Below are 25,177 nucleotides of genomic sequence, written 5' to 3'. Positions count from 1 at the left end.
TACAAAAAAAGTCATAAATGATACAAAAAATGTATCATTTATGACTACTTAATATTGCTTACAAATTGATGTGTTATTATATTTTTTAAAGTTGCTGATCATCACTTAATTTATGATAGCCTTTTAGATAATAGAACAATGTCATAAAACCTAAGAACACGATACCAATAACAACTGAAACAACTGTTTCTTTATTAAATAGCATGCCGATTAACACCATGATAAAGAACGCCATTGTAATATAATTTGTTATTGCGCCGCCTGGCATTTTAAAAGGATGATTTTTGAGTTCTTCGCTGTGATTTTTTCTGAATCTTAAATGACTAATTAATATCATAAACCACGGTACCATACCTGGTAAAATCGAGGCACTGTATACGTAAACAAAAATACTATCTGCCCCTTTAATAAATAAAGGCAAAATAACATTTAATAACGCGCCAACTAAAATACCAATTGCTATTGCAGTAACCGTCCAAATAGGAACACCATTTTTCATAACTTTACGGAAAAATTTAGGTAACATGCCCTTTTGAGATAAATTCAACGTCATTCGACTAGCGCTAAATATACCAGAATTACATCCTGACATCGCTGCAGTCAAAACTACAAAGTTAATGAGTCCAGCAGCAAATGTAATACCCACTTTTGCAAATGTTGCAACAAATGGACTGCCAATGTTTCCTAATTCATCCCAAGGATAAACAGTTACAATAACGAAAATGGCTCCGATATAGAAAATTAATATACGCCATATAACACCATTAACCGCACTTTTAATATTTTTTTGTGGATCTTTCGTTTCACCAGCAGTAATACCGATTAATTCAACACCTTGATAAGAACCAATTACAATAGAAAGTGCGAAGAAGAAACCAATCCAACCATTAGGCATAAAGCCACCATGTGACCATAAATTAGAAAGACCTATAGCCTCTCCACCATTACCAAGTCCAAAGAAAATCAAACCGAACCCTGCAATAATCATCAAGATAATAGTTACTACTTTTATCATTGCAAACCAAAATTCAAATTCACCAAAAGCTTTAACTGATACTAAGTTAGCACCAGCCAACAATAATACAACTATAATACCTGGTATCCATTGTGGTAAATCAGGAAACCAATAATTCATATATTCTCCAACGGCGATAACCTCACTCATACCTACAACAACCCATTGGAAAATATTACTCCATGCTGTCAGATAACCAGCAACTGGATTTATGTAATCACTTGCAAAGTTTGCAAAAGAACCTGAAGTCGGGTGTAAATATACCATTTCCCCCATAGCTCTCATCACTAAAAATAAAAACAGCCCAGCTATTAAATAGGCAAATATTACTGAAGGCCCTGTCCATTTAATCGTACTTGTCGCCCCCATAAAGAGTCCGACACCAATCGTTCCACCAAGTGCTATCATCCGCATTTGACGTGCACCTAGTCCCCTTTGTAATTCGTTATTCTCATTCATCATTCAAACCCCATCTCATTCAAATATAAGTGAAAATAATTCACTTATTATGACGCTATTATACTATAAATTCTAAAAATTAAAACAATTATTTTTCATTTATGTAAGCCCTTACATATGTTTTTATTTTAGATTACTTTTAGAGAAAACGCAATGTAAATTTTCATTTCAATATGATAGAGAGCAATTAAATACTATATTTAGTTAATTGAGTGTCACTATTTAATTGTGATTATTTTGTGAATTATTTCACAAAAATACTGTAACATAGTATACTATTTTTAATTAATAGAAAGTGAGGATAAAGTTTTGAACGAAAAAAATATTAAATGGGATAAAGTTTTTTATGGTAAAGCGTGGGTTCATCATGTCGTAGAGACAATTCGTGCCAAAGATATTTTACAAAGTTTTTATTTAAAACGTTATCTATTACGTGCCATAATGGCTGGTTTTATTTTAGGTGTGATTACAGTTTTTGTATTGCTCATTAAAGCTTCATTAGCCTCTGATATTCCAATGGGCGTTGCAAATATAGTCGGTGCGGTTGCATTTAGTTTTGCTTTAGTGTTAATACTTTTTACAAATTCCGAATTATTAACGAGTAACTTTATGTATTTTACAGTTGGACTGTATTATCGCGTCATTTCGCCAATCCGCGTTTTTAAAATATTTGTACTCTGTTTTATTGGTAATGCCTTAGGTGGATTGGTGTTCTTCTTATTGATTCGTTCCTCAGACATTATGACACCTGAGATGATGCAACAATTAGAAGCTACAATTGATCATAAAACACTATCGGCAGGTTTTGTTGCCATTCTTATAAAAGGTATTTTTGCTAATTTCTTTATAAATATATCGCTTGTCATAGCTATGCAAATTGATGATGTTTTGGCAAAAATGTTTGTCATGATGTTTGGTGTATCCATTTTCGCATTTATGGGTTACGAACACGTTGTTTATAATACCGTATTATTCGCAGGTGGAGTCGTTTACCAAAGTGATGTACTTTCAGCCATGCCTGCTTTAATCAATTTGCTGGGGGCAGGTATCGGCAATTATATCGGAGGCGGTTTAGTAATAGGCTTGTTCTATGCTTATTTAAACGACCATAAGCAATATCAAAAAAGTAAAGTACAATAACTACAACTTGCGTTATTGTAATGATGAGCTAGAGTCTAACGTTCATGAAGTTATAGTTCCTAATTTTATATGATATAATGCTCAATAGATTTTATTATAAAGGAGTTCAATATGAATAAACATCTATTGAAACGTACAATCACAGTTTCAATTATATTTGGTATATTATTTTTCCTAATCAATTATTTTAGCGATAGTGATGTTTCTGCCGGAAATTTAATGCTAAAAAGTTTACTAACGATTGTTGTATTTGGGATACTATATTACTTAATTTTTACTATTGTAAATTCACCAGAGCGAAAATATAAATTTGGTATTACATTACCTATTTCACTACTAATTGCAATCATAATCAGCGCTATGTTTTCTGCTTTAAAAATCGGTATCATAACCGGATTGATTATTGGTATCATTGCAGGGTATATCTGGGAATATATCGATACTCATAAAAATGGTGGTGATAAATCATGAGTATTTTCATTGGTATTGTTGTTATCATTTTACTAAGTGTAAGTTTAATCCCTAATTTAAAAGCTGTAAAAAAATCTAAAGCTGCTGGAGAAAAAAATCCACGTTTTGCAATTATGGTAGGTATTGATTCTATATTACTCGTATTAGTTATTGTGACACTAATACTTCAATTTTTAAAATAGACTATCATTTTTCATTTCGATATTATAAAACCCCTTATTGAAGCATTTTCCAATGTCAAAATAAGGGGTTTTATATTAAAATTGATTTTGTAAAATAAGATAATATAAGGCCAAAGCTCCCAATAAGTAAATAAGACTTCCAACCATAAATGACCGGAATTGTATTTTTAAGGGGACTTTTTTATTAAAAATAGGTCCTAAAACTAAATTTCCTATTGCTAAAACAATTGGGCCTCCTAAAAAAAATAAAATTAAATAACCATTCATACGTTAGCCTCTACTTTTTTCAAAATATTTTTCAATGATAGCTGTACCTGATATGTCTTTATCTAAATATACTATGTTACTAAAATCTTGTTTTTCCGTCATTTCATTCGTATTTACAATAACATCTAAACCAGCATTCACCGCTGCAGTTGCCCCATTGACTGAGTCTTCTATAGCTAAACAATTAACAGGATTATAGTTTAATCTTTGAACTGCTGTTAAATATAGTTCGGGACTTGGCTTTATTTCTTCTACATCCTCACGTCCAACAACAACATCAATATACGCATCTAATCCTAATTGATCAAACGTTGGTTGAATATCGTTTCTAAAACTACTTGTCGCAATAGCCATGGGTATATGGCGCACTTTACAATAATCCATAAGTTGTTTCATATGTGTAACTATCGGTAAATGTATACTCGTTTCATTATGCTCTTGATATATTTTTTCTTTACGTTCTTGTCCTAGTTGGTCTTCTAGATACTGATGCAAATCTGAAGCCAATCCCCCAATAGATTGACGATAAAAATCTAAACTAACTTCTTCCAAACCATAATGATTTAAATGTTTATTTATTATTTCAAACAAGTGCTTTTCTGTATCTATAATTGTACCATCAAAATCAAATATCACAGCACGATACATACATTTCCCCTCCTATAATTTAACAAAATTGAATCAAATTATTGTCAGTGTATCATATTTTATACTTCTCTAGCCTATCAAAGACAGAGATAATATAAACTAAGAGAAAAACACGAAAAAATTAATGTTTTCCTCTTAGTTTAGAACTTCATATTAATTTTATCTCAAAATCAATGATACTTACCTTTTATTCCAGTATTTTGCAAGTATTGGACCTGTAATATTATGTATTAAGCTGAACACGGCTCCCGGAACTGCAGATAATGGGTTAAAATGTACTGTAGCTAAAGAAACTGCTAGCCCTGAATTTTGCATACCTACCTCTATCGATACTGCCTTTTTGTCCGGTCGGTCTAATTTTAGGATTTTAGCAAATGTATAACCAAGTATATAGCCAATCAAATTATGAAGAATGACAACCGCAAAAATAAGCAATCCTGTGGCTAAAATTTGTGCTTTACTACTACCAACTACAGATGCAAGTATTAATGAAATAGCTACAACGGAAACGATTGGTAATGCAGTGGCAGTCTTATCAGCAAATGTCTTGAACAGTTTTTGCAGTACAAACCCAATGATTATTGGTATTAAAATCACTTGAACGACTGACCAAAACATACTGATAAATGAAACTTGTAACCATTCATGCGCAAATAAATATATTAAAGCTGGTGTTAAAAATGGTGCTAGTAATGTTGAAACACTTGTGATAGCTACTGACAATGCAACATTTGCATTTGCTAAGTAACTCATAACGTTACTAGATGTACCACCTGGACAACATCCAACTAAAATCACACCAATTGCAATTTCTGGAGGCAAATGAAACAGTTTAACAATTAAAAATGCACTTAAAGGCATAATCGTATACTGCAAAACCACACCAATGATTACAGATCTAGGTGCTTGAAATATGATTTTAAAATCTTTGGGGTCTATGGTTAATCCCATACCTAGCATAACAATTCCTAGTAAATAAGGTACCCAATTACTTAAAGTAGAAAGTTGCATTGGAAATATAAAACCAATGACAGCTGCAATAAGCATCCATACTAAGAACGTATTCGTTGCAAACTTACTTACTTTTGATAACATCTAAAACACTTCCCTCTCTGTATTAATAAAGAAGAATGTATCATATTTTGAACATCTAAACAACAGAATTTTCTAAATATTTCGACTTTAAAACCCTAGGAATTTCCAAAAATTTTATACTTCGTTCTAAAGACCTAGTGTCTTCTTTTAAAAAGAGTGGTACAATTTAATAGAATTTAAAACATGTATAATTTTAAGGGCACTAAATATTAATTTTAATATACGTATGTCACTTTATATAGATATGGAGGTATAATATGTTTTTAGATAAAACTGAAACGTTTGTTTTAAACATCAGTGGTTTAAATAAACGTCATATCCGCAAAAATTTGTTAAAACTTTTGAAACAAGTCCACTTTTGTAAATCGTTCAAATTTACTATTTTCAAAAAAAATCATTTATATGCTTTAGAAGTGAATTTACCTAAGCAACAACTACCATATTTGATTAGTTTTCTTAGCTTCCACAATTATTTAATCTATCAAATTTTAGAAAATAATCATGCACAGGACCTACTAGACTTGGATCATTTACTATTATCATCTAAGCGTTTCGAAATCGCTGTTGACGGCCTTCATGATGCATTTATTAAAGACAAAGTTATCGATATTATGAATTTACTCAATCACACTGAAACAATTGTTTATACCTTCAATCGAAATACCATCAACGTTTCTTGTTCGCCTACAGTATTCTCTAAATTAATTCACGCTATCGCAACACACAACATTGATGTTTACAGTGCTACCTACCAACCACGTTTAATGCATAAAACGAGAATTTCTTAAAAACATTAATGTACGACATCACTCACATATACAGTAAAATTGATTTAGCTACCATTTCACGATATTTAATCAACATAAATCATGTATACAAGGATCTAGCATCCAATCATAAACGTCTATTCTTATTGTAATTGTATAGAAATGACGTTTTTTTATGTGGACACTTATAAACAAAATAGAATGTAAGACCCATCTTCGCGCCGTGTATACCATGTCTACTAACAAGCATGCAAAAATTAATTGATGCGTTATTGATAAAAAATTGGACTAATCCATTAATGATTATCATATGGATTAGTCCTTTTTTGTGCATAAGTTTTATATGCAATCTCGTTATTATTTATTTTTTTCTTCAAATACTAAATTTTCAAATGCTTCTCTGACTTGAGGTACAGACATACCTACTACGACTTGCACATTTTTCCCACTTTTCACTAAGCCATGTGCCATTTGTTTATGCGTAAAGTAATCACTATCCTCAACTTTATTGACATCATTCACTGTCAATCTTAAACGTGTCGTACAATTTGTAACGTCTTTAATATTTTCTTTGCCACCTAGACCTTCTAAATAATAGATTGCTTTAGCTTCAAACTCGTTTGCTGACTCAGTTTTTTTAGCAACTTGTGCTTTACCGTCTTTATTTTTATAGTCATCTTTATTATATAATTTCATATCCTTATCGTCTTTTTTACGTCCAGGAAGTGGAATATTAAATTTTATAATTAAAAACTTGAACAAGAAGAAATAAATCGCTGTAAAACCGAAACCTATTGCAATTTGAATAATATAAGTTAACCAGTGATTTTGGGCTAAAGGTATCCAATTCGTAGCAAAGAAATCTAATAATCCTCCACCAAAGTTACCTACTAATCCGAAACCATACATTAACGTATCCATCGTTGCTGCTAAAATTGCATGTAAAACGAATAAATAAGGTGCAATAAATAAAAATGTAAACTCTAATGGTTCAGTGATGCCTACAACAATCGCTGTCAATGTTGCTGGAATTAGTAATGCTGCAATTTTCTTTCTATTTTCTTTTGGCGTCGTTGCATACATTGCTAAAGCAATACCAATTGAACCAAAGACTTTTCCGTTACCTTGTAACATAAAGCCATATGGGAATAATTCTTTTAATGGTTCTTTACTTTTAGCAAATTCATTTACATGTTCGAACCATTCTGCTTTCAATCCATGATTCACAACAACAGGACCTACTTCTATTGGTGCATATATAAAGTGATGTAATCCAGTTGGTATCAATACTCTTTCTAAAAAATGATACAACCACACACCTATATAACCCGAGCCAATAATAAATCCTTGCAGTGAAGAAATACCATTTTGTACCGTTGGCCATATGATGCAAGTAATTAAAGCAATTGGCAACATGACAAAAAATGAAATCGTTACTACAAATGTCAAACCTTGAAATACACCAAGCATTTCAGGTAATTTTTTACTATAATATCTATTATGTATCCATGTGACAATGCTTGAAATAATAATACCGCCTAGGATATTCGTGTCTAATGTTTCTATACCAGCAATCGCTTTTAATCCCGTTACATTTTCTACACCCTTTTCTAAATTTGCTCCGAATGTATGCGGCCATTGCGTTAATATGGCATTGATAAAGGTATTAAACATTAAGTATCCCATTAATGCTGACAGTGCTGCATGTCCAGGTGCTTTTTTAGCTAAAGATAATGGCAAGCCAACAACAAATACCACTTCCATGTGATTAAATATTGTCCAACCACCAGACTCTATCACTGACCATATTTTGAACCAATTTGTACCTTCTTCAGCAATACTCCCCATTATTGAAGGATTTTTAAATAATGTTGCTAAACCGAGTACAATACCAAAAAATGCAAACATCAATACAGGTACAATCATTGCACTTCCAAATCGCTTTATAGCATTCATATAAAGTTCCCCTTTTCTAAATTTCCAAAATAATTCACTTATGATAATTGAATATCTCTCTATTCAAATGATTATGGATCAATTTACCATCGATTTTATAGTAAACGCTTACATCAGAACAATAGTTTGACGCCATTACGAACAATTTTGTACAATAAGATTATATTTTCAAAACTTGAAAATATTTTCAAAATTCTGAGGTGATAACGTTGCTTTTAGATGAACGCATAAATAACAATTTTAATAAATTAAATGAAAACGACCTACAAATCGCTCATTTTATAAACACACATATATCAGATTGTAAAACAATGAAAATCCAAGATTTAGCGGCTTATACACATGCATCAAATGCAAGTATTCATCGTTTTACTCGTAAGCTCGGCTTTGATGGCTACAGTGATTTTAAATCATACTTAAAATTTGAATCTGAACAAGTCCATCAATTACCTTCTGACTCTATGAACGCTTTTAAACAAGAAATTGAAAATACCTTCACTTATTTGGAGCGTATCGATTACGACCTAGTTACTGACAAAATATATCAAGCCGAAACGGTATATTTATATGGCACAGGTTTAGCTCAAATGAATGTTGCGCAAGAAGCTCAAAGAATTTTATTGACCATACATAAAAATATTATTGTATTACATGATGTACATGAATTTAAAATGGTGTTAAATAAAGCTTCTGATAATGATTTGTTTTTTATTATTTCTTTATCCGGCGAGACCGATCACTTATCCGATATAACGAATTTACTGCAACTGCGTCAAAAGTATTTCATTTCTATTACTACGCTTCAAGACAACACCTTGGCTCAAAAGGCAAATTATAATATCTACGTATCAAGTAACACTTTTTATTTAACAAACGGCATTGATTATTCCAGCTTTATCAGCTACCATATTTTTTTTGAAACGGTACTACGTAAATTTAATGAGCGTATACAATACGGTCAATTCACACAAAATAATTAACATATCAAATAAAAGAAAGCTGGACAAATTAATTGTCTCAGCCTCTTAGTCAACATCTCAATTTATTACACAAGTGGGACTGATACATGAGCTTCTGCCCAAATATGCCTGAGTCCCACTTTTAATTTATTGAGTTAGGTTGTAATGATTTTTTATTGTTCCTCTTCATATTCTTCTAGTGTTGTTTGCAGCTTATCAAATAACATTTCAAAACCATGCGCAGTAGAATCATGATATTCCTTTTTCTTTTGCTTATACTCTAATGATGTCAATCTGCGTTCCCTAGGTACATAAGCTGTATAATTAAAAATCATTTGGGTTATGCCTGGTTCTCTTTCAAACATCTCTATTTCAATTGTATCTTCAGAGTCACTTAATTCAGGCATCCCTATCGTCATTACAATATATTCATTTGGGTTCAAAGTAACGTAAGTACCCTTCACTATATTTTCTTTCCCTTTACGAACATCAATAATTTCATAGCTTCCGTTTTGTACAGCGTCTATCTCTATTGATTTATTCGTTCGTTCAGTTGTCATAAACCATTGTTTAAGAAATCGTTGCTCAGTCCAAGCTTGATATACTAATTCAGGTTCAACTTTAAACAGTCTTTCCAACTGAATTTCTACGTTTTCATTTTCCACATTATATCTAGCCATGATTGTTCACCTACTTTCACTCTTATAACTATTCTAACTCATTATACTAGACTTCTAAACAATAATACTATGAAATTCAACTTTCCTTTATATCCCCTTTAAAAGTGATAACCTATTTATTCTATCGTTATTAATCAGTAAACGTCAAAATTTTCCCTTTTTTAATACTATCTTACTTCTTAAAAAAGAGGACAAACAGTCTATATCAAATAATATAAACTGTTGCCCTTTCTTTTAATCAACTTTTTTATTTTAATCTTGGTAATCTAAAGAAAATTGCAATTAGGCCACAAACACCTAGAATGATCGGATAAATTGAATACGGCATTAATGAAACTGGTGAGATAGACGCAACGCCTGCTGCTGCTATAACTTGCGGACTATAAGGTAATAAACCTTGGAAACAGCTCGCAAACATATCTAAAATACTTGCAGATTTCCTAGGATCAATCTCGTATTCATCTGCAATATCTTTAGCTAAGGGGCCTGCCATTAATATAGAAATTGTATTATTGGCAGTCGAAATATCCGCAGCACTCACAAGTCCCGCTATACCTAATTCTGCACCGCGTTTTGATTTAACCCTATTGCGTACAAAATTTAATAGCCAAGTGATACCACCATTATGTTGTATCAATGCTACAAGTCCGCCAATTAAAAGTGCAATAATCGCAATATCCTCCATACCAACAATTCCTTTTGAGATTGAACTAAGCAAGCCTGACCAGTTGAATGATCCATCAACCAGTCCAATAATCGCAGATAATACGGTACCACCAATCAACACTATAATTACATTTATACCTGCCAGCGCTAAAATCAGTACCAATAAGTATGGAATAACTTTAATAAAGTTATAGTCATATGATTTCGTAGTATCTATCTGAGCACCATGCGTTAAAAACCAAAGTACTATAACAGTAAATAGCGCACCTGGTAATACAATCTTTATGTTCACCTTAAACTTATCGCTCATTTTAGTCTTTTGAGTACGAACAGCGGCAATTGTAGTATCCGAAATCATTGATAAATTATCACCAAACATTGCGCCACCAACGACAGTAGCCATTGTTATCGCTGCAGATACATCCGTCGCCTGACTCAAACCAAAACCAACCGGCGCTATAGCTGCAACTGTACCGACTGAAGTACCCATTGAAAGTGATACAAACATACAAATGATAAATAAACCGACGATAATTAAGTTTTCTGGAATAAAGGATAGTCCTAAATTTACCGTCGACTTGACTCCCCCCATATCTTCTGTAGTTTGAGAAAATGCACCCGCAAGTAGAAATATTAACATCATCAAAATAATATTTGAATGTCCAGCGCCTTTAGTAAATACATCTACTTTTTTAGAAAATGTTTCTTTTTTATTTATCAACAAACCCACAATGGATGCGATAATAATTGCAACATTGAGTGGCATTATTGAAAAGTCACCAGTAATAACGCCCACACCTAAAAATATACCTACAAAAATGATTAATGGCACAAGCGCCCATGCGTTACCTTTTTTATTTTCCGTCATACAAAACCAACTTTCTTTATCATTACTTTTTTAGTCAATCATTCATTTTGCTTACCATAAAAAATAAAAAACTCTTTTCTCATAGAAGAAAAGAGTAAATCGATACATCTTTAATCTTATCTTCTAGCACACTTTATGCTACTGGAATTGGCACACGCATTACCATGTTGCCGAAGTTTCAATGGGCCAGTCCCTCCACTTCTCTAGATAAGCTATTTTATTTATTTTATAACAGTACACTATTCACGCCTCTTCGTCAATTATATAATCATAATATGAAATGATATTTTACTTCAAAGGTTATTCCGTTGGCCGAACAATCGTAAATGTATCACCGATCGTGGCATAATCATTTCCAGCTAAACGGCACACGGCTTCTAGTGCCTGTGCATTAATCTTACTGTCTTCAAAATACACGTTTTCATTAATATGAAACATCACGACTTCTCCAATGATTAGATCTGACCCCTCATCAGTATCTCCTAATGATATAATCCGCTCTAATTTACATTCCATACGTATTTTCGCCTGTTCAATACCAGGTACAGTTATCAGTTCTGAGTCGACAAGGGTTAACGTTGTTCGTTCTAATTCATTTTCAGTACGATCCAATGGTGCAGCTGTACGGTTAATTTGCTCTACGTTTGTTTCATCAGTGATATGTACTACAAAATTTTCAGTCTCTTCAATATTAAGTGAAGTGTCTTTACGTTTACCTTCTGAGCGTCCTGTAGAAATCATAATCATCGGTGGTGCACTGTTCACCACGTTAAAAAAACTGAACGGTGCCGCATTTAACTTACCATTTTTATCTTGAGATGTCACAAAGGCTATTGGCCTAGGTATGACACTACCACTCAATAATTTATAGTTTTGTCTTTTAGACAATTCACTTGCTTTAAAATGTTTCACAAAAATTCACTTTCCTTTCATAAATAAAAAGTGGCTATGTCAAAATGTAAGTGCATAACTGTTCATTTAAGCACGAATCACTTTGAAATAGCCATCTATCAAATTAATCTAATTGTGTACCACCTGTAACCCCGTATACTTGGCCAGTAGTGTAACTTGATTCATCAGCTGCTAAATGAACATAAACGCCTGCTAATTCTACAGGTTGACCTGCTCTGCCAAGCACTTCTTTTTGTCCAAATGTTGGAATTTTGGATTGTGGTTGTCCACCTGATATTTGAAGTGGTGACCAAAATGGTCCTGGTGCAACACAGTTAACACGGATGCCTTTAGCTCCTAGTTCTTCAGACAAACTTTTAGTTAGCGATATGATTGCAGCTTTTGATGCTGCATAATCATGTAAAATTGGACTTGGGTTATAACCTTGTACAGATGACGTTGTCGTAATTGTAGCACCTGGTTCAAGATAATCAATCGCTTTTTGTACAGTCCAAAATATTGGATACACATTCGTTTCAAAGGTTTCAGTAAATGACGCTGTATCGAAGCCCTTTAGTGTATCTCTATATTGTTGATGTCCAGCTACGAGTGTAACATTGTCTAATCCACCTAACGCGTGATATGCACGTTCTACTAACTCATAATTGAATTGTTCATTGCGTAAATCACCCGGTATTAGCACAGCTTGTTGTCCTGCCGATGTAATAACTTCTTCTACTTCTTCAGCATCTTCTTGTTCTGATGGCAAGTAATTGATTGCAACATCAGCACCTTCTTTAGCATACGCAATAGCTGCTGCTCTACCAATAGCTGAATCTCCACCTGTTACTAACATCTTTAAACCTTTCAATCTACCATAACCGGTATAAGAAGTTTCTCCACAATCTGGTTTAGGGTTCAGATCTTTTTGTAAACCTGGAACGGGTTGCTCTTGTTTTGGAAAATCTGCATTTGAATATTTCTTTCTAGGATCTTGAGACGCCATGCTTAATCCTCCTCAAAAAATAATGGTTGTAATTATTTTTTACCCAAATTAAATCGCCCATAACACAAGATTATATTTTTAAGCTTCGTTCAATAATTTCTGTACAAATGTTACAAAGTAATCTGGTACTTTTTCTAAAATGCGTTCATCGGGATCATATTTGGGGTGATGTAAATCATAGTCACTATTAGATCCAATAAAAACAAATACACTTGGATACTTGTTGGCAAACCCAGAAAAATCTTCACCAATAGTTAATGGCTGTTCCATTATATTCACATTGTAACCTACTTGTTTAGCAACGTTAATTGCATCGTCTGTTAATTTTTCGTCATTGATTACTGCGCCTGGTAATCGTATATATTGTGTTTCAATTTCAACATCAAATACTTCTGCCAATCCACTCCCAATTTCTCTCAATCTCTTCTCAATGAATGTGCGAATACCTTCATCAAAACTTCTCACTGTACCTTGTACATAAGCTTGATCTGCAATAACATTCCATGTATTACCACAAGATACTTCTCCAATCGTTACGACTGCATTATCAAAAGCAGATAAATTTCTGCTGACGATGGATTGAACACTATTGATTAATTGACCTAATACGATGACTGGATCATTACCTTGTTCAGGCTTTGCTGCATGTGCACCTTTACCCTTAATTTTAAATTCAAAGCGATCTACAGAGGATGTCACGGCACCAGATTTCACTGCCAATGTACCTATATCCATAGTAGGATAATTATGATAACCAAGCACAGCTTTTGTACCATCAATGGCACCTGTCTCAGCTAATTTAACAGCACCATATCCCAGCTCTTCGGCAGGTTGAAAAATAAAACGTACTCTACCTTTTAATTGATCTTCAATTTCTTTTAATTTTGTAGCTGTTGCTAAAATACTTGCCATATGGATATCATGACCACAAGCATGCATAATACCTTCATTAGTTGATGTAAATTCATGTACAACTTCTTCATTAATTGGCAAAGCATCTATATCCGATCGAACAGCAATAAACGTATCTCCTTGACCTACTTCAGCAATCAAACCAGTTTCCAACGGTATATCTAAAATTTTAATTTCATAACTTTCTAAAATACGTCTTAATCGTTTCGTTGTTTCATATTCATCATCAGACAATTCTGGAAACTGATGAAATGTACGTCTCCATTTTACAAAGTCTTCATATTGTGGCATGACATGTCACGTCCTTTCTAAATTTATAAAACGTTTAAAAATATAATATAGTATTGTTACAATCACAACGCCGAGCGCTAAATTATTAGAGATTAAAATAAGCACCATCGTAAGTATTACCATGAATCCATTTACTAAAGGTGACTTCCGTATAAAGGGTATTGTTCGTCTATCAAATGTATTCAATGAAATTGTAATAAGCACGGTAGCTAAAACAGCCATTGGAATATGTCCTATAATTTCACCAAAAACAAATAAACTTACCAGTAAAAAACTACCGGTAACAAAAGTTGAAACTCTAGAGTTCGCACCCATTGTTACATTAAAACGCGATTGACCAACAAGCGCACTTCCACCATAACCGCCAAATAATCCTACTACTAAATTAGCTATGCCTTGACCTATTGATTCACGATTTTTATCACTAGTCGTAGCTGTTACTTCATCCATCATTCTTGCTGTTAAAGTCGTTTGAACGATTGTAACAATAGCCATCATCAAACCATAAAACAATGTAATTAGGAGAAAGTTAACATTTAATATTTCAATAGGAATAGTTGGATAAGGTAGTTTAATATGTATTGAAGACAAATCGTGCACATATTTTATCTCAGGTTTTAATACCCACGAAAATATTGTCAGTATAATAATGGATATCAATGGTGCAGGTATAATTTTGATATATCGAGCGCCCAACCAAATAATAAAAAATGACATGATTGCAACGATATAAGTTGCCATAGAAATACCTAAAATATTCTTTAGCTGAGATGTAAATAATAATATACCTAGTGCATTCATAAATCCAATTACAACACCGACAGGTATCAATTCTAACCATTTATTAATTTGAAAATACCCAAATAAAATTTGGATGATACCCATAAATAAGGTTGCTAAAATGACAGCTTGCAATCCATGACTTACAGCTAAAGGTGCTACGACTAAAGATACACCACTACTTGGTGCTGATACCATCAAGGTTCTATTTCCAGTAAAGCTAAGTACAAGCATCATTAAACCAGTACTTAACATACCGATTGTCGGATTCACACCTGCTATAAATGAAAAAGCAATTGCACCAGGTAACAATGCAAGTGCAAGTAATACACCTGAAAGTGTATTCTGTACTATGTTACCTTTCCATTGTTCAATATACCCAGCATTACTCACACCGTACTCACCCCCAAACCCCTTTAATTACTATACTATCATAATTGTCAAAATATTTTATTAACTTAATTTTTTGCACTTCTAAATTTCTATTTTTAGAAAACTTGAATAAAAAAATAAGAATAGAGCGAGGACAAATCAACATTTTTGATTCCATTCCTCACCCTATTCATCTCTAATAATCTTATTTTTAATTTTAATTACAGTTTTTCTATTAAAGTTTTACACGATTATCAAAGAGCACTTTACCATCTTTAATAACTCTTTCTGCATGATTAATACCATAATGATATGGAATATATTCATGATTAGGTGCATCCCAAATTACAATATTTGCTTTATCTCCCTCATTGATGGTACCTGCATCAACGTCAATTGCTTTAGCTGCATTGACTGTCACTGCATTCCAAATTTCATTTGGAGATAATTTTAATTTTAACGCTGCAATAGACATCACCAATTGTAAATTATTAGTCACACAACTACCTGGATTGAAGTCAGTAGCTATCGCAATAGCGCCATCGTTATCTAGCATACCTCTTGCATCTGCATAACCTTCCTTATCAAGATAAAAAGTTGTCCCTGGTAATAATACTGCAACAGTATCACTATCTTTCAACTTTTGTTTACCTTCTTCACTAGATGCAACTAAATGATCCGCAGAGATAGCATTTTCATCAATTGCAAGTTCTAAACCACCTAATGGATCGATTTCATCTGCATGAATTTTAACATCAAAGCCTTGTTTTTTAGCTGCTTCCATGTAAGATTTAGATTCTTCCACAGTAAACACGCCTGTTTCACAGAAAATATCGGCAAAATCAGCATATGGTTTAACTTCCGGCAATAAATCTATCATTTCTTGTAAGAAATCTTGGTTAGACTCCGCATCTTTAGGCACAGCATGTGGCCCAAGGAAGGTATGTTTCATGTCTAAATTATATTTTTTTGCTAATCGATTTGAAACACGCAATTGTTTAAGTTCATTTTCTTTATCCAATCCATAACCACTCTTACTTTCAACCGCTAAGACACCGTGTTGTAACATGGTTAATAGATTTTTTTCCGCTTTTTCAAAAAGTTCGTCTTCCGTCGCTTGACGTGTGGCTTCTAAAGTAGAAAGTATACCGCCACCTTGTTCAAGTATTTCTAAATAAGACACACCTTGACGTTTGAGTGACATCTCATGTTCACGTGAGCCTCCATGTACAAGATGCGTATGTGCTTCTACCAAGGCAGGTGAAACGACTTTTCCTGAAGCATCTATTATTTCTTTTGCATCATATGCATCAGAATGTTCACCCGCATAAACAATCTTGCCATTTTTCACAACTACTGTACCGTTTTCAACAATATTTAAATCATTTAATTCTTTTCCTTTTAAAGGACGTTCGGTAGCTTTCGTTAAAATTAATTGTTTAATATTTTGAATGATTAAGTCGTTCATTTTTTATCTCCTTTTCTTGTAATCATTGGAATGTGTATGCCTTTTTCATTTGCTACATTAATTGCTGATTCATAACCTGCATCAGCATGTCTTACTACTCCCATACCTGGATCCGTAGTTAATACACGTCCTAAACGTTTATCTGCTCTTTCTGAACCATCAGCAACTACTACCATGCCTGCATGTAATGAATAACCCATACCAACACCACCGCCATGATGGAATGAAATCCAAGATCCACCTGCAGCAGTATTGATTAATGCATTTAAAATAGCCCAATCTCCTACAGCATCTGAACCATCTTTCATACCTTCAGTCTCACGATTAGGACTGGCTACTGAACCTGAATCTAAATGGTCGCGACCAATTACAATCGGTGCAGAAATTTCACCTTCACGCACAAGTCTATTTAACGCTAGACCCATTTTCGCACGTTCTCCATAACCTAACCACGCAATTCTTGAAGGCAATCCTTGAAACGCAATTTTCTCCTGTGCTAAATCTAACCAACGAATAAGTTTTTCATTTTCAGGGAACAACTTTCTCATTTCTTCATCAGCACGTTCAATATCCTTAGGATCCCCACTTAATGCTGCAAATCTAAATGGCCCCTTTCCTTCGCAGAATAACGGTCTAATATATGCCGGTACAAATCCAGGGAAATCAAAAGCATTTTTTAAGCCATCATTATATGCCACCTGTCTTATGTTATTTCCATAATCAAAAGCGACCGCACCCTGTTTTTGAAATTCTAACATTAGTGATACATGCTTATGCATTGAGGATTGCGATTCTTTCACGTATTGTTTTGGATCTTTATTACGAAGTGCACTTGCCTCTTCTAATGAATACCCTTGTGGCACATATCCATTTAAAGGATCGTGGGCACTCGTTTGATCCGTAATAATGTCAATTTTAAATCCTTTATCTAAAATTGCTTGATGTACATCGACCGCATTACCGACCAAGCCAATAGATAATGGCTTGCCTTGTTTGCGTGCATCTTCCGCTAACGTTAATGCTTCGTCTAAATCTCGTGTTTTCACATCACAGTAACGTGTATCAATACGCTTATCAATGCGTGTTTCATCTACATCAACTCCGATAACAACACCACCATTCATCGTAACTGCCAATGGTTGTGCACCACCCATGCCACCAAGACCAGCAGTTAATGTAACCGTACCATTTAATTTGCCATCAAAATGTTGATTAGCTAGTTCACCAAATGTCTCATATGTACCTTGAACGATACCTTGTGAACCTATGTAAATCCAACTACCCGCAGTCATTTGTCCATACATCATTAAACCTTTTTGATCTAATTCATTAAAATGATCCCAGTTTGCCCATTCAGGTACTAATACAGAATTTGAAAGTAATACACGTGGCGCCTCTTCATGTGTTTTAAATACAGCAACTGGTTTGCCTGATTGAACTAACATCGTTTCATCAGCTTCTAATGAACGCAGTGTGGATTCAATTGCTTCGAATGCCTCCCAGTTTCGAGCTGCTTTCCCTATGCCACCATAGACAACCAAATCTTCGGGTCTTTCTGCAACTTCAGGATCTAAATTATTATATAGCATTCGTAATACTGCTTCTTGTTCCCAACCTTTACATTCAATCTCTAAACCTTTTTTTGCTTTAATATTTCTCATGAACAATCTCTCCTTCATCGATTTTAAATTCAACCTTTGTTTTGATATTTAAAATATCCATAATGCAAATGGAATTGTAATCAGTAGTGTGAGTACTACTCTTTCAAACCAAATAATCACAAGTTTTCCTATCGATATTTTAATTTCAGTAGATAATATAACCGGAACAACGCTTGAGAAAAATATAATCGCTGAAACACTCATGACCGCTACTGTAAATCTTGTTGCTAAATCTGCTGATTGTGCAATCGCAGCTGGTAATAACATTTCAACAATTGAAATCGTTGAAGCCTGTGCTAATACCCCTACATTTTCTACTGGAAAAATGCTGATAAATGGATAAAAGATGTAAGATATATATTCGATTACTGGTGTGAATTCTGCGATTACTAATCCTAGAAAACCAATTGACATGATAGAAGGTAAAATTGCTATAGTCATTACGACACCATCTCTCAAATTTTCAAATACATTGTCAATTAATGACTTAGACTGTTTCACAGCTAATTTTGCTTCTAACCAAGACTCTTTTAACAATGGCATGTTTCTGCGAATCTCTTCTTGATATGGTTGGTCTTTATATGTCGTATGCTTTTCAAATCTGATAGGTGGGAGTTGTACGGTAATAGCAGTAACAATAAATGTCACTGCGAGTGTAAACCAAAAATATAAATTCCAATGCTGAATAATACCTAGTGTGTTAGCTACAATAATCATAAACGTAGCGGAAACCGTAGAGAACCCTGTCGCTACAACTACTGCTTCTTTATGTGTGTAACTACCACTCTTGTAGACTTTGTTTGTTATCAGTAAGCCTATTGAATAACTACCAACAAATGATGCTACTGCATCGACCGCTGACTTTCCTGGTGTCTTAAATATCGGTCGCATTATCGGACGACAAATCACACCGATAAACTCTAACAATCCAAAACCTACTAAAAATGATAAAAAAATCGCTCCTATGGGAATTAAAACACTTAATGGTATGGCTAACTTTTCATATAAAAATGGTCCAATACTTTCTTTTAAAACAAAAGCAGGCCCTATATTGAAAACAACCATGAAAGCGATGAATACCCCTACTACTTTGAATAAGCTAAAAATAATATTTGTTTTCGATTCATTCCACCTTTGATTGAGAAATGGATGAATTGCACCAATAATAATTAAAATCAATACATAATATGGTAAAACTGGTTTCACTATTAGCGTAATCCATTGCACAATATGATCAATCATAATGGTTGATTGACCTTGTATAGTCACAGGAACGAAGAAAAATATAATACCAATCAAGCTATAAATGAAAAATCTCCACATGTACTTCACGCCCCTAACATGAAAGTACGACTCCCTCTATATCTAAAAGTATAATATGTTATTATATAAACTACCAATATCAATAAACTAATTATTAATAGTTTCAAACTATAAATACGCAAATATATAGGAGTGACATTCAGATGAAAATTGTTCAATTAGAATATTTTATTGCTGTCGTTAAATATAATAGTTTTACAAAGGCAGCAGATTTTTTGCATATAAGCCAACCGTCTTTAACTAATACAATAAAAAAAATAGAAGCTGATTTAGGTTATGATTTATTTTTAAGAACGACCAAGGATATCAAAATTACTGAAAAAGGTATTCATTTTTATAACTACGCAATTCAGCTCGTACAAAGTTATCATCAAACGCTAGAAAAAATGTATGATTTAAAAATGGGACATGCACCTAAAATCAAATTTTCTATTCTTGAATCATCAAATCAATGGATATCACAAGTAGTTGCTATGCATCAAAAAGAATATGCAGATCAAACGTATCACGCTTCAGAAGTACATGATCAGAGCACGATATTAGAGCGTCTATTAAATTTTGAAAATCATTTAGGCTTAACCAATGAACAAATTATTCACGAGGATATACACTCTGTTCCTCTATATAAGGAATCTTATGTCCTCATAACACCTAAAAATACCTTTTCTAATAGCAAAAAGGTATCCATTAAATCTTTACCGCTCATTTTACCTACAAAAGGTTCCCAAGTACGTAAGCATTTGGATGACTATTTTAACCGCTTAAATATTCACCCAAATATTATTATAGAGGCAGATCGCTTTGAAGCTTCAACGAATTTCGTTCATCGAGGATTAGGCTATGCCGTCATACCACGTGTCTATTACCAATCTTTTAATGCACGAGATTTAGATGCAATTGAAATTAAACCTACACTCAGTCGTACCATTTACATCAATTACCTAAAAAAAAGAAAGCACCCTGAACGAGTACTTTCTTTTATAGATTTATGTCTTTTTTATTGGAATATTAAAGAATAAAATGATGTAAAAAATTAGCTGATAGCTTTGCAGTACGATTATCGACATCATATTTAGGGTTTGTTTCTGCAATGCTAATCGTAGAGACTTTGTCATTTGGTATAATGCGTTTGGCAAGTTCAAGGACAATATGTGGGAACAAACCTAATACTGCGTTAGCACTTACACCTGGTGCGTATGCGCTATCTATAACATCCATACATATTGTGAACATAATAACGTCATGATTGTGTATAAATCGTTCTACTTTATCTTTTACAGGAGGAGATATTTGATGTAATAATTCCTCAGCATAAACAAAGCCGATTTCTTTTTCTTCCGCATAATCAAATAGGCCTTGTGTATTACCGCCTTGTTGTATACCTAATACCAAATAATCTGCTTGATTATCTTGATCTAAAATTTGCCTAAAGCTCGTTCCAGAGGTAGACTGTGACTCCGCTCTGGTATCAAAATGTGCATCGATATTAATGATACCTAAAGAAGCATCAGGATAAACTTCTCTTATACCTAAATACTGGGCATATGCGATATCGTGTCCACCACCCAATAAAAACGTCTGTTTATGCCTTTGTATTGATGTCGCAACATATTTTGCGAATTCTTTTTGGGTGTCTTCTAAGTCATCATGATCATGTTCTACATTACCATAGTCATATATCTTGCAGTCACTCAACACAGGTAGATTGGCAAATGCTTTCTTAATTGCGTCGGGACCTTCTTTAGCACCTAATCTCCCTTTGTTCAATTCAACACCCCTGTCAACTGCGTAACCTAATAATCCCACACCTTGGCGTGTCTCATGATAGTCATCTTTGATATTTCTAAAATTCACAGTTTGAAAATGTCTAAATTGAGACTTATCTGATTCGCTATCGACTCTACCTGTCCAGAAATCACGCTGTGCTAATTTATACATAATTCTCCTCCTTTTATAACAATGTCTCATTTAAAAGTATACGCTTACATTGAATTCAATTCAATTTATGCTTTTATTTACCCAAAATTTATCTACTTAATTTTATCAAATGACAATAAATTATTTCATTTAGATGTTAGTTTTGGCATTACTATTACATTTCAATGATAAATACCTAAATTTAATTTATTTCTGATTAATAAATATGTATAATTAGTGATAAATGATTTTCTGAACCCTATTGGAGGTTACATAATGAATAAACAACGTATATCAGGTTTTCAATGGGCAATAATGATTTTTATTTTCTATATTATTGCTTATGCAGCTCCTATTATACTGAAAGACTTACAAAGTACTATTTCACTTAAGAGTTTTGTCTTTGACTTAAGTGCTATAGCGCCATTTATTGCTGCGCTTGTTTGTATTATCGTTTTTAGTAAACGTAAAATGCAGTTATCTGGTTTAAAACTAACAATAGATTTAAAAGTGATTGAACGTATTTTACTAGCATTTATTTTACCTTTAATCATTTTCCTGATTGCTATGATAAGTTTTAATATCTTTGCGGATAGTTTTGTATTATTACAAACAGAAGATTTATCTGTTTCAATTACTGCAATTATACTTGGACAACTAGTGATGGCATTCTTAATAGAATTTGGTTTCCGTTCTTATTTACAAAATATTATAGAAACGAAAATGAACACATTCTTTGCATCGATTATTGTTGGTTTATTATATTCCATTTGGAATATAAATATGGCCTTTAGTCTTGAATATACTTTATATGGTTTATTATATACATTTGCATTTTCCATGATTATCGGTGAGTTAATTCGTGCTACAAAAGGTCGCACGATATTTATCGCAACGATATTCCATGCAGCAATGTCATTTGGTCTTGTTTTCTTATTCAATGAAGAACTTGGCAGTGTTTTTGCAATGAAAGTAATTGCATTATCCACATCAGCTGTAGCAGTCGTTTACATTTTATTAAGTATTATTATTCGAGCAATACTTTATTTCTTTACTAAACGTAGTTTAGATGAAGTTGATAGCAATAATTATTTAGATCATGTAAGTGAAGATTCAGAAACTGCTCAAGCAGATGATAGTAATGAAGATACACTCGAATCTGATAATTCAACAACAAATGTACATACACATAGTGGAGACAGTGAGCACAGTGAAACTGCTACATCTCAAACTGAAAGAGCAACAGACAATCATGTCAATTCACATGATGCTGACTCAAAACCATCGACTGAACATGTGAATGACACGGACACTGAGAAGGATCACCGACAAACACAGCACGATGACAGCCGAAACAATATTATTGATGAAAACACGCCACAAACTATAGAGAACAACGATGTCCAAGATGAACGTCAACATGTTGAGACACAGGTAAATGGCGCCGTTGAAAATTCTACTGAAAAAGCACAGGTGGAGACATCATCACCAAAACATGATGATTCTAGTACTTCTGAGCCAACCATACAACAACAAAATAAAAAACGACAACGATCACCTTTTAAACTTAAAAACAAACATGATCATCGTCGTTAATTAACAAAAAGCAGGTTACGCTAATCGTATATTCAGATACAATGAATAAACTTCATGTCTATCTTAATTTATACCGTTAGTTAACCTGCTTTTATTATATTTTGAGTTATGATTTATTTAAAATTTCAACGCCTTTTTGCTTACCTATAATGACTTGATCTGTAACATCAAGAAAATATCCAGTTTCTAAAACACCTACTAAATGAATTAAAAATTCATGCATAGCATAAGGATCGATAGATGAATTCAATGTAACATCAAGGATGTAATTGCCATTATCAGTTATAAATGGGACATCATCCACCATTCGGCGCATCACTTTTAAATTATCGTAAGCTACTATTTTTTTAGAAACTAATAACCAATTAAATTTATCTACTTCTACAGGTAAATTAAAAGTTTGACCTAAGTATGATACACACTTAGATTCATCTACTAAAACAATAAACTTTTCCGCCATGGCATCAATCACTTTTTCTCTAAATAATGCCCCGCCGCCACCTTTAATTAAATTCAAATTGTTGTCTACTTCGTCTGCACCATCAATGGCAACGTCAATTTTTTCTACATCATTGACATCCACTACTCGAATACCTAATTCTTTTGCGATATAAGCAGTTTTATTAGAGGTGCATACACCTGTAATATCAATCTGTTCATGGTCCAACTTCTCAGCTAGTTTTGGGACAAGCAACTCTATTGTTGAACCAGAACCAATGCCCACAACCATACCGTCACTGATTTGGCTTAACGCTTCATTAAATGTACTAATTTTTAACTGTTTCGTATCCATAATGCGTCCCCTTTACATAACTTACTCTCACCTTTATTGTACATGAGATTGAAAAAAATACATAGTTAAAAAATATGTATAAATTTTAAATTAATATATCTTCTTGCATAATTAAATAGCTAGTTTACAATAATAATACATCACCAACTAGGAGGATTGTCATGATTTATCATTTAAAAGCGATTGCTACAGGAAAAATAGAAGATTTACCTTATAGTACTAAAAGACCAATGCGTTCAGCACTTAACAAAACACTTTTCACCGGTAAGATGTGGCTTTCAAAAACCGGTTTTTCTGAAGATGAACAAGAATACAAAGGACATGGCGGGCCCAATAAGGCTGTATGTTTATATAGCGAAAAAAATTACGATCTATGGAAAGATGATGTCACAGATTTACCAGAATATGCAATGTTTGGCGAGAACTTAACGGTCAAAGACTTAGATGAAAAAGATTTGCATTTTGGAGATCAATTTCAATTAGGTGAAGCGATTATCGAAGTTTCAGAGATAAGAGAGCCTTGTTGGAAAATACAAGAAAAGTATAAAATTCCTAATCTTATTAAACGCATGTCCAGTTCATGTAAAACTGGTTGTTACTTTAGAGTAGTTAAGGAAGGCTTTGTTTACGATTCGTCTCATCTTCAGCTCATAAAATTCGGGGAACATGATTCTCTTTTATCTGTATTCGAACTTAATGATATTTATTACAATGACAATAAAAATGTCGTGCGCTTGGCATATGCTTTGAAAAATCCATATTTAACTGAAGAAAGACGACGTAAATTAGAAAAATATCTAAAACGCGCTCAAAAATAAACATTACAATATGGGTAAATATCCTAAACTAATGGCTCAAAAAAAAGATTCTTATACAACAAGAATCTTTAAAAATGATATATTGATATAACTCAGGTTAAGTAACTGACCAAAAATGGTATTAATATAACTGCACTTACCTGAGTTTGTCTACTTAATCTATTTTCTGTAATACA

Annotated in this window: 24 protein-coding genes and 1 riboswitch; of the genes, 8 read left to right on the top strand and 16 right to left on the bottom strand. The window is 33.2% G+C overall.

All coding sequences use genetic code 11. The annotated features are described in order from the left end of the window. Positions 1–85: 85 nt before the first annotated feature. A complete protein-coding gene (locus JG554_RS03120; protein WP_046208490.1) occupies positions 86–1,474 on the bottom strand; it encodes an amino acid permease in 1,389 nt (462 codons plus the stop codon). Positions 1,475–1,783: 309 nt separating this feature from the next. Here JG554_RS03120 and JG554_RS03115 point away from each other — a divergent pair, with 309 nt between their 5' ends. The 3 genes from JG554_RS03115 to JG554_RS03105 all read left to right on the top strand — a co-directional run bounded on the left by JG554_RS03115 (position 1,784) and on the right by JG554_RS03105 (position 3,267). Next, positions 1,784–2,614 carry a formate/nitrite transporter family protein gene (locus tag JG554_RS03115; RefSeq protein ID WP_070037571.1) on the top strand — a complete coding sequence of 277 codons (831 nt, stop codon included), beginning with the start codon at positions 1,784–1,786 and terminating at the stop codon, positions 2,612–2,614. A 111-nt stretch (positions 2,615–2,725) separates the two neighbouring features. Next, entirely contained in the window at positions 2,726–3,085 is a 360-nt protein-coding gene (locus JG554_RS03110) for an SND2/TMEM208 family protein (RefSeq protein WP_046208491.1), read from the top strand. Beyond that, positions 3,082–3,267: a hypothetical protein gene (locus tag JG554_RS03105; protein ID WP_046208492.1), complete on the top strand. Its 186-nt coding sequence runs from the start codon at positions 3,082–3,084 to the stop codon at positions 3,265–3,267. Before JG554_RS03110 ends, JG554_RS03105 begins: the two co-directional genes overlap by 4 nt. Before the next feature lie 75 nt (positions 3,268–3,342). Here the strand turns inward: JG554_RS03105 and JG554_RS03100 are convergent, their stop codons facing one another. The 3 genes from JG554_RS03100 to JG554_RS03090 all read right to left on the bottom strand — a co-directional run bounded on the left by JG554_RS03100 (position 3,343) and on the right by JG554_RS03090 (position 5,277). After that, the gene (locus JG554_RS03100) at positions 3,343–3,534 is read right to left on the bottom strand and encodes a hypothetical protein (protein ID WP_046208493.1); all 192 of its coding nucleotides are present in this window, start codon (positions 3,532–3,534) and stop codon (positions 3,343–3,345) included. A 3-nt stretch (positions 3,535–3,537) separates the two neighbouring features. Next, positions 3,538–4,182, bottom strand: a complete 645-nt coding sequence (locus JG554_RS03095; RefSeq protein ID WP_070037569.1) for an HAD family hydrolase — start codon at positions 4,180–4,182, stop codon at positions 3,538–3,540. Between the two features lie 180 nt (positions 4,183–4,362). After that, entirely contained in the window at positions 4,363–5,277 is a 915-nt protein-coding gene (locus JG554_RS03090; protein ID WP_046208495.1) for a bile acid:sodium symporter family protein, read from the bottom strand. A gap of 257 nt (positions 5,278–5,534) precedes the next feature. Between JG554_RS03090 and JG554_RS03085 the strand changes: the two genes are divergently transcribed. Continuing rightward, positions 5,535–6,065: a hypothetical protein gene (locus JG554_RS03085; RefSeq protein WP_046208496.1), complete on the top strand. Its 531-nt coding sequence runs from the start codon at positions 5,535–5,537 to the stop codon at positions 6,063–6,065. Between the two features lie 336 nt (positions 6,066–6,401). Here the strand turns inward: JG554_RS03085 and JG554_RS03080 are convergent, their stop codons facing one another. Then, complete coding sequence (locus JG554_RS03080) at positions 6,402–8,000, bottom strand: alpha-glucoside-specific PTS transporter subunit IIBC (RefSeq protein ID WP_070037567.1); 1,599 nt, start codon at positions 7,998–8,000, stop codon at positions 6,402–6,404. Between the two features lie 209 nt (positions 8,001–8,209). On the opposite strand from JG554_RS03080, the gene JG554_RS03075 reads away from it, so the two are divergent. Further along, positions 8,210–8,980 (top strand): MurR/RpiR family transcriptional regulator, encoded by a 771-nt coding sequence (locus tag JG554_RS03075; protein WP_046208498.1) that lies wholly within the window; start codon positions 8,210–8,212, stop codon positions 8,978–8,980. 152 nt (positions 8,981–9,132) lie between these two features. On the opposite strand, the gene JG554_RS03070 is transcribed toward JG554_RS03075, so the two are convergent. From JG554_RS03070 to JG554_RS03030, 9 genes are all read right to left on the bottom strand, one after another. Beyond that, on the bottom strand, positions 9,133–9,639 hold the full coding sequence (locus JG554_RS03070) for an SRPBCC family protein (protein WP_070037565.1): 507 nt from the start codon (positions 9,637–9,639) through the stop codon (positions 9,133–9,135). 247 nt (positions 9,640–9,886) lie between these two features. Continuing rightward, positions 9,887–11,173, bottom strand: coding sequence for a Na+/H+ antiporter NhaC family protein (locus tag JG554_RS03065; RefSeq protein ID WP_070037563.1), 1,287 nt, complete (start codon positions 11,171–11,173; stop codon positions 9,887–9,889). Between the two features lie 113 nt (positions 11,174–11,286). Beyond that, positions 11,287–11,387, bottom strand: a riboswitch (SAM riboswitch). Positions 11,388–11,473: 86 nt separating this feature from the next. Further along, positions 11,474–12,085, bottom strand: a complete 612-nt coding sequence (locus JG554_RS03060; protein ID WP_070037561.1) for a flavin reductase family protein — start codon at positions 12,083–12,085, stop codon at positions 11,474–11,476. A 103-nt stretch (positions 12,086–12,188) separates the two neighbouring features. Beyond that, a complete protein-coding gene (locus tag JG554_RS03055; protein WP_070037559.1) occupies positions 12,189–13,070 on the bottom strand; it encodes an SDR family oxidoreductase in 882 nt (293 codons plus the stop codon). A gap of 78 nt (positions 13,071–13,148) precedes the next feature. Further along, positions 13,149–14,273 carry an amidohydrolase gene (locus JG554_RS03050; RefSeq protein WP_107360035.1) on the bottom strand — a complete coding sequence of 375 codons (1,125 nt, stop codon included), beginning with the start codon at positions 14,271–14,273 and terminating at the stop codon, positions 13,149–13,151. A gap of 6 nt (positions 14,274–14,279) precedes the next feature. Beyond that, on the bottom strand, positions 14,280–15,446 hold the full coding sequence (locus tag JG554_RS03045) for a SulP family inorganic anion transporter (protein WP_070037553.1): 1,167 nt from the start codon (positions 15,444–15,446) through the stop codon (positions 14,280–14,282). A 214-nt stretch (positions 15,447–15,660) separates the two neighbouring features. Then, complete coding sequence (hutI, locus tag JG554_RS03040; RefSeq protein WP_203265370.1) at positions 15,661–16,893, bottom strand: imidazolonepropionase; 1,233 nt, start codon at positions 16,891–16,893, stop codon at positions 15,661–15,663. Continuing rightward, positions 16,890–18,554 (bottom strand): urocanate hydratase, encoded by a 1,665-nt coding sequence (gene hutU, locus JG554_RS03035; RefSeq protein ID WP_070037548.1) that lies wholly within the window; start codon positions 18,552–18,554, stop codon positions 16,890–16,892. The genes hutI and hutU overlap by 4 nt, the downstream gene beginning before the upstream one ends. Positions 18,555–18,602: 48 nt before the next feature. Further along, on the bottom strand, positions 18,603–19,877 hold the full coding sequence (locus JG554_RS03030; protein ID WP_046208507.1) for a YjiH family protein: 1,275 nt from the start codon (positions 19,875–19,877) through the stop codon (positions 18,603–18,605). Positions 19,878–20,020: 143 nt separating this feature from the next. On the opposite strand from JG554_RS03030, the gene JG554_RS03025 reads away from it, so the two are divergent. Then, positions 20,021–20,896, top strand: a complete 876-nt coding sequence (locus JG554_RS03025; protein ID WP_070037546.1) for a LysR family transcriptional regulator — start codon at positions 20,021–20,023, stop codon at positions 20,894–20,896. Here the strand turns inward: JG554_RS03025 and hutG are convergent. Beyond that, positions 20,886–21,815 (bottom strand): formimidoylglutamase, encoded by a 930-nt coding sequence (gene hutG / locus JG554_RS03020; protein WP_046208509.1) that lies wholly within the window; start codon positions 21,813–21,815, stop codon positions 20,886–20,888. The two genes, JG554_RS03025 and hutG, sit on opposite strands and share 11 nt — an antisense overlap. Positions 21,816–22,070: 255 nt before the next feature. On the opposite strand from hutG, the gene JG554_RS03015 reads away from it, so the two are divergent. Continuing rightward, the gene (locus JG554_RS03015) at positions 22,071–23,390 is read left to right on the top strand and encodes a peptidoglycan release complex CPBP-like subunit SdpC (RefSeq protein ID WP_203265369.1); all 1,320 of its coding nucleotides are present in this window, start codon (positions 22,071–22,073) and stop codon (positions 23,388–23,390) included. Positions 23,391–23,496: 106 nt separating this feature from the next. Here JG554_RS03015 and JG554_RS03010 read toward each other — a convergent pair whose 3' ends face one another. Beyond that, positions 23,497–24,186, bottom strand: a complete 690-nt coding sequence (locus tag JG554_RS03010; RefSeq protein WP_046208511.1) for a ribose 5-phosphate isomerase A — start codon at positions 24,184–24,186, stop codon at positions 23,497–23,499. 158 nt (positions 24,187–24,344) lie between these two features. Between JG554_RS03010 and JG554_RS03005 the strand changes: the two genes are divergently transcribed. Further along, positions 24,345–25,001: an MOSC domain-containing protein gene (locus JG554_RS03005; protein ID WP_046208512.1), complete on the top strand. Its 657-nt coding sequence runs from the start codon at positions 24,345–24,347 to the stop codon at positions 24,999–25,001. The last annotated feature ends 176 nt before the right edge of the window (positions 25,002–25,177 follow it).

The sequence above is a fragment of the Staphylococcus sp. 11-B-312 genome (assembly GCF_016743055.1).
Lineage (GTDB): Bacteria > Bacillota > Bacilli > Staphylococcales > Staphylococcaceae > Staphylococcus > Staphylococcus ureilyticus.
The sequence above is the reverse complement of the archived record's forward strand: the minus strand, read 5'-3'. Positions and strand labels throughout refer to the sequence as shown.

Excerpts from the sequence above, each read along its gene's own strand:
- JG554_RS03120 (WP_046208490.1), bottom strand. The coding sequence starts at position 1,474 with ATGAATGAGAATAACGAATTACAAAGGGGACTAGGTGCACGTCAAATG.
- JG554_RS03100 (WP_046208493.1), bottom strand. The coding sequence starts at position 3,534 with ATGAATGGTTATTTAATTTTATTTTTTTTAGGAGGCCCAATTGTTTTA.
- JG554_RS03090 (WP_046208495.1), bottom strand. The coding sequence starts at position 5,277 with ATGTTATCAAAAGTAAGTAAGTTTGCAACGAATACGTTCTTAGTATGG.
- JG554_RS03005 (WP_046208512.1), top strand. The coding sequence starts at position 24,345 with ATGATTTATCATTTAAAAGCGATTGCTACAGGAAAAATAGAAGATTTA.
- JG554_RS03080 (WP_070037567.1), bottom strand. The coding sequence starts at position 8,000 with ATGAATGCTATAAAGCGATTTGGAAGTGCAATGATTGTACCTGTATTG.
- JG554_RS03015 (WP_203265369.1), top strand. The coding sequence starts at position 22,071 with ATGAATAAACAACGTATATCAGGTTTTCAATGGGCAATAATGATTTTT.
- JG554_RS03105 (WP_046208492.1), top strand. The coding sequence starts at position 3,082 with ATGAGTATTTTCATTGGTATTGTTGTTATCATTTTACTAAGTGTAAGT.
- JG554_RS03030 (WP_046208507.1), bottom strand. The coding sequence starts at position 19,877 with ATGTGGAGATTTTTCATTTATAGCTTGATTGGTATTATATTTTTCTTC.
- JG554_RS03070 (WP_070037565.1), bottom strand. The coding sequence starts at position 9,639 with ATGGCTAGATATAATGTGGAAAATGAAAACGTAGAAATTCAGTTGGAA.
- JG554_RS03065 (WP_070037563.1), bottom strand. The coding sequence starts at position 11,173 with ATGACGGAAAATAAAAAAGGTAACGCATGGGCGCTTGTGCCATTAATC.
- JG554_RS03055 (WP_070037559.1), bottom strand. The coding sequence starts at position 13,070 with ATGGCGTCTCAAGATCCTAGAAAGAAATATTCAAATGCAGATTTTCCA.
- JG554_RS03110 (WP_046208491.1), top strand. The coding sequence starts at position 2,726 with ATGAATAAACATCTATTGAAACGTACAATCACAGTTTCAATTATATTT.
- hutI (WP_203265370.1), bottom strand. The coding sequence starts at position 16,893 with ATGAACGACTTAATCATTCAAAATATTAAACAATTAATTTTAACGAAA.
- hutG (WP_046208509.1), bottom strand. The coding sequence starts at position 21,815 with ATGTATAAATTAGCACAGCGTGATTTCTGGACAGGTAGAGTCGATAGC.
- JG554_RS03050 (WP_107360035.1), bottom strand. The coding sequence starts at position 14,273 with ATGCCACAATATGAAGACTTTGTAAAATGGAGACGTACATTTCATCAG.
- hutU (WP_070037548.1), bottom strand. The coding sequence starts at position 18,554 with ATGAGAAATATTAAAGCAAAAAAAGGTTTAGAGATTGAATGTAAAGGT.
- JG554_RS03025 (WP_070037546.1), top strand. The coding sequence starts at position 20,021 with ATGAAAATTGTTCAATTAGAATATTTTATTGCTGTCGTTAAATATAAT.
- JG554_RS03095 (WP_070037569.1), bottom strand. The coding sequence starts at position 4,182 with ATGTATCGTGCTGTGATATTTGATTTTGATGGTACAATTATAGATACA.
- JG554_RS03085 (WP_046208496.1), top strand. The coding sequence starts at position 5,535 with ATGTTTTTAGATAAAACTGAAACGTTTGTTTTAAACATCAGTGGTTTA.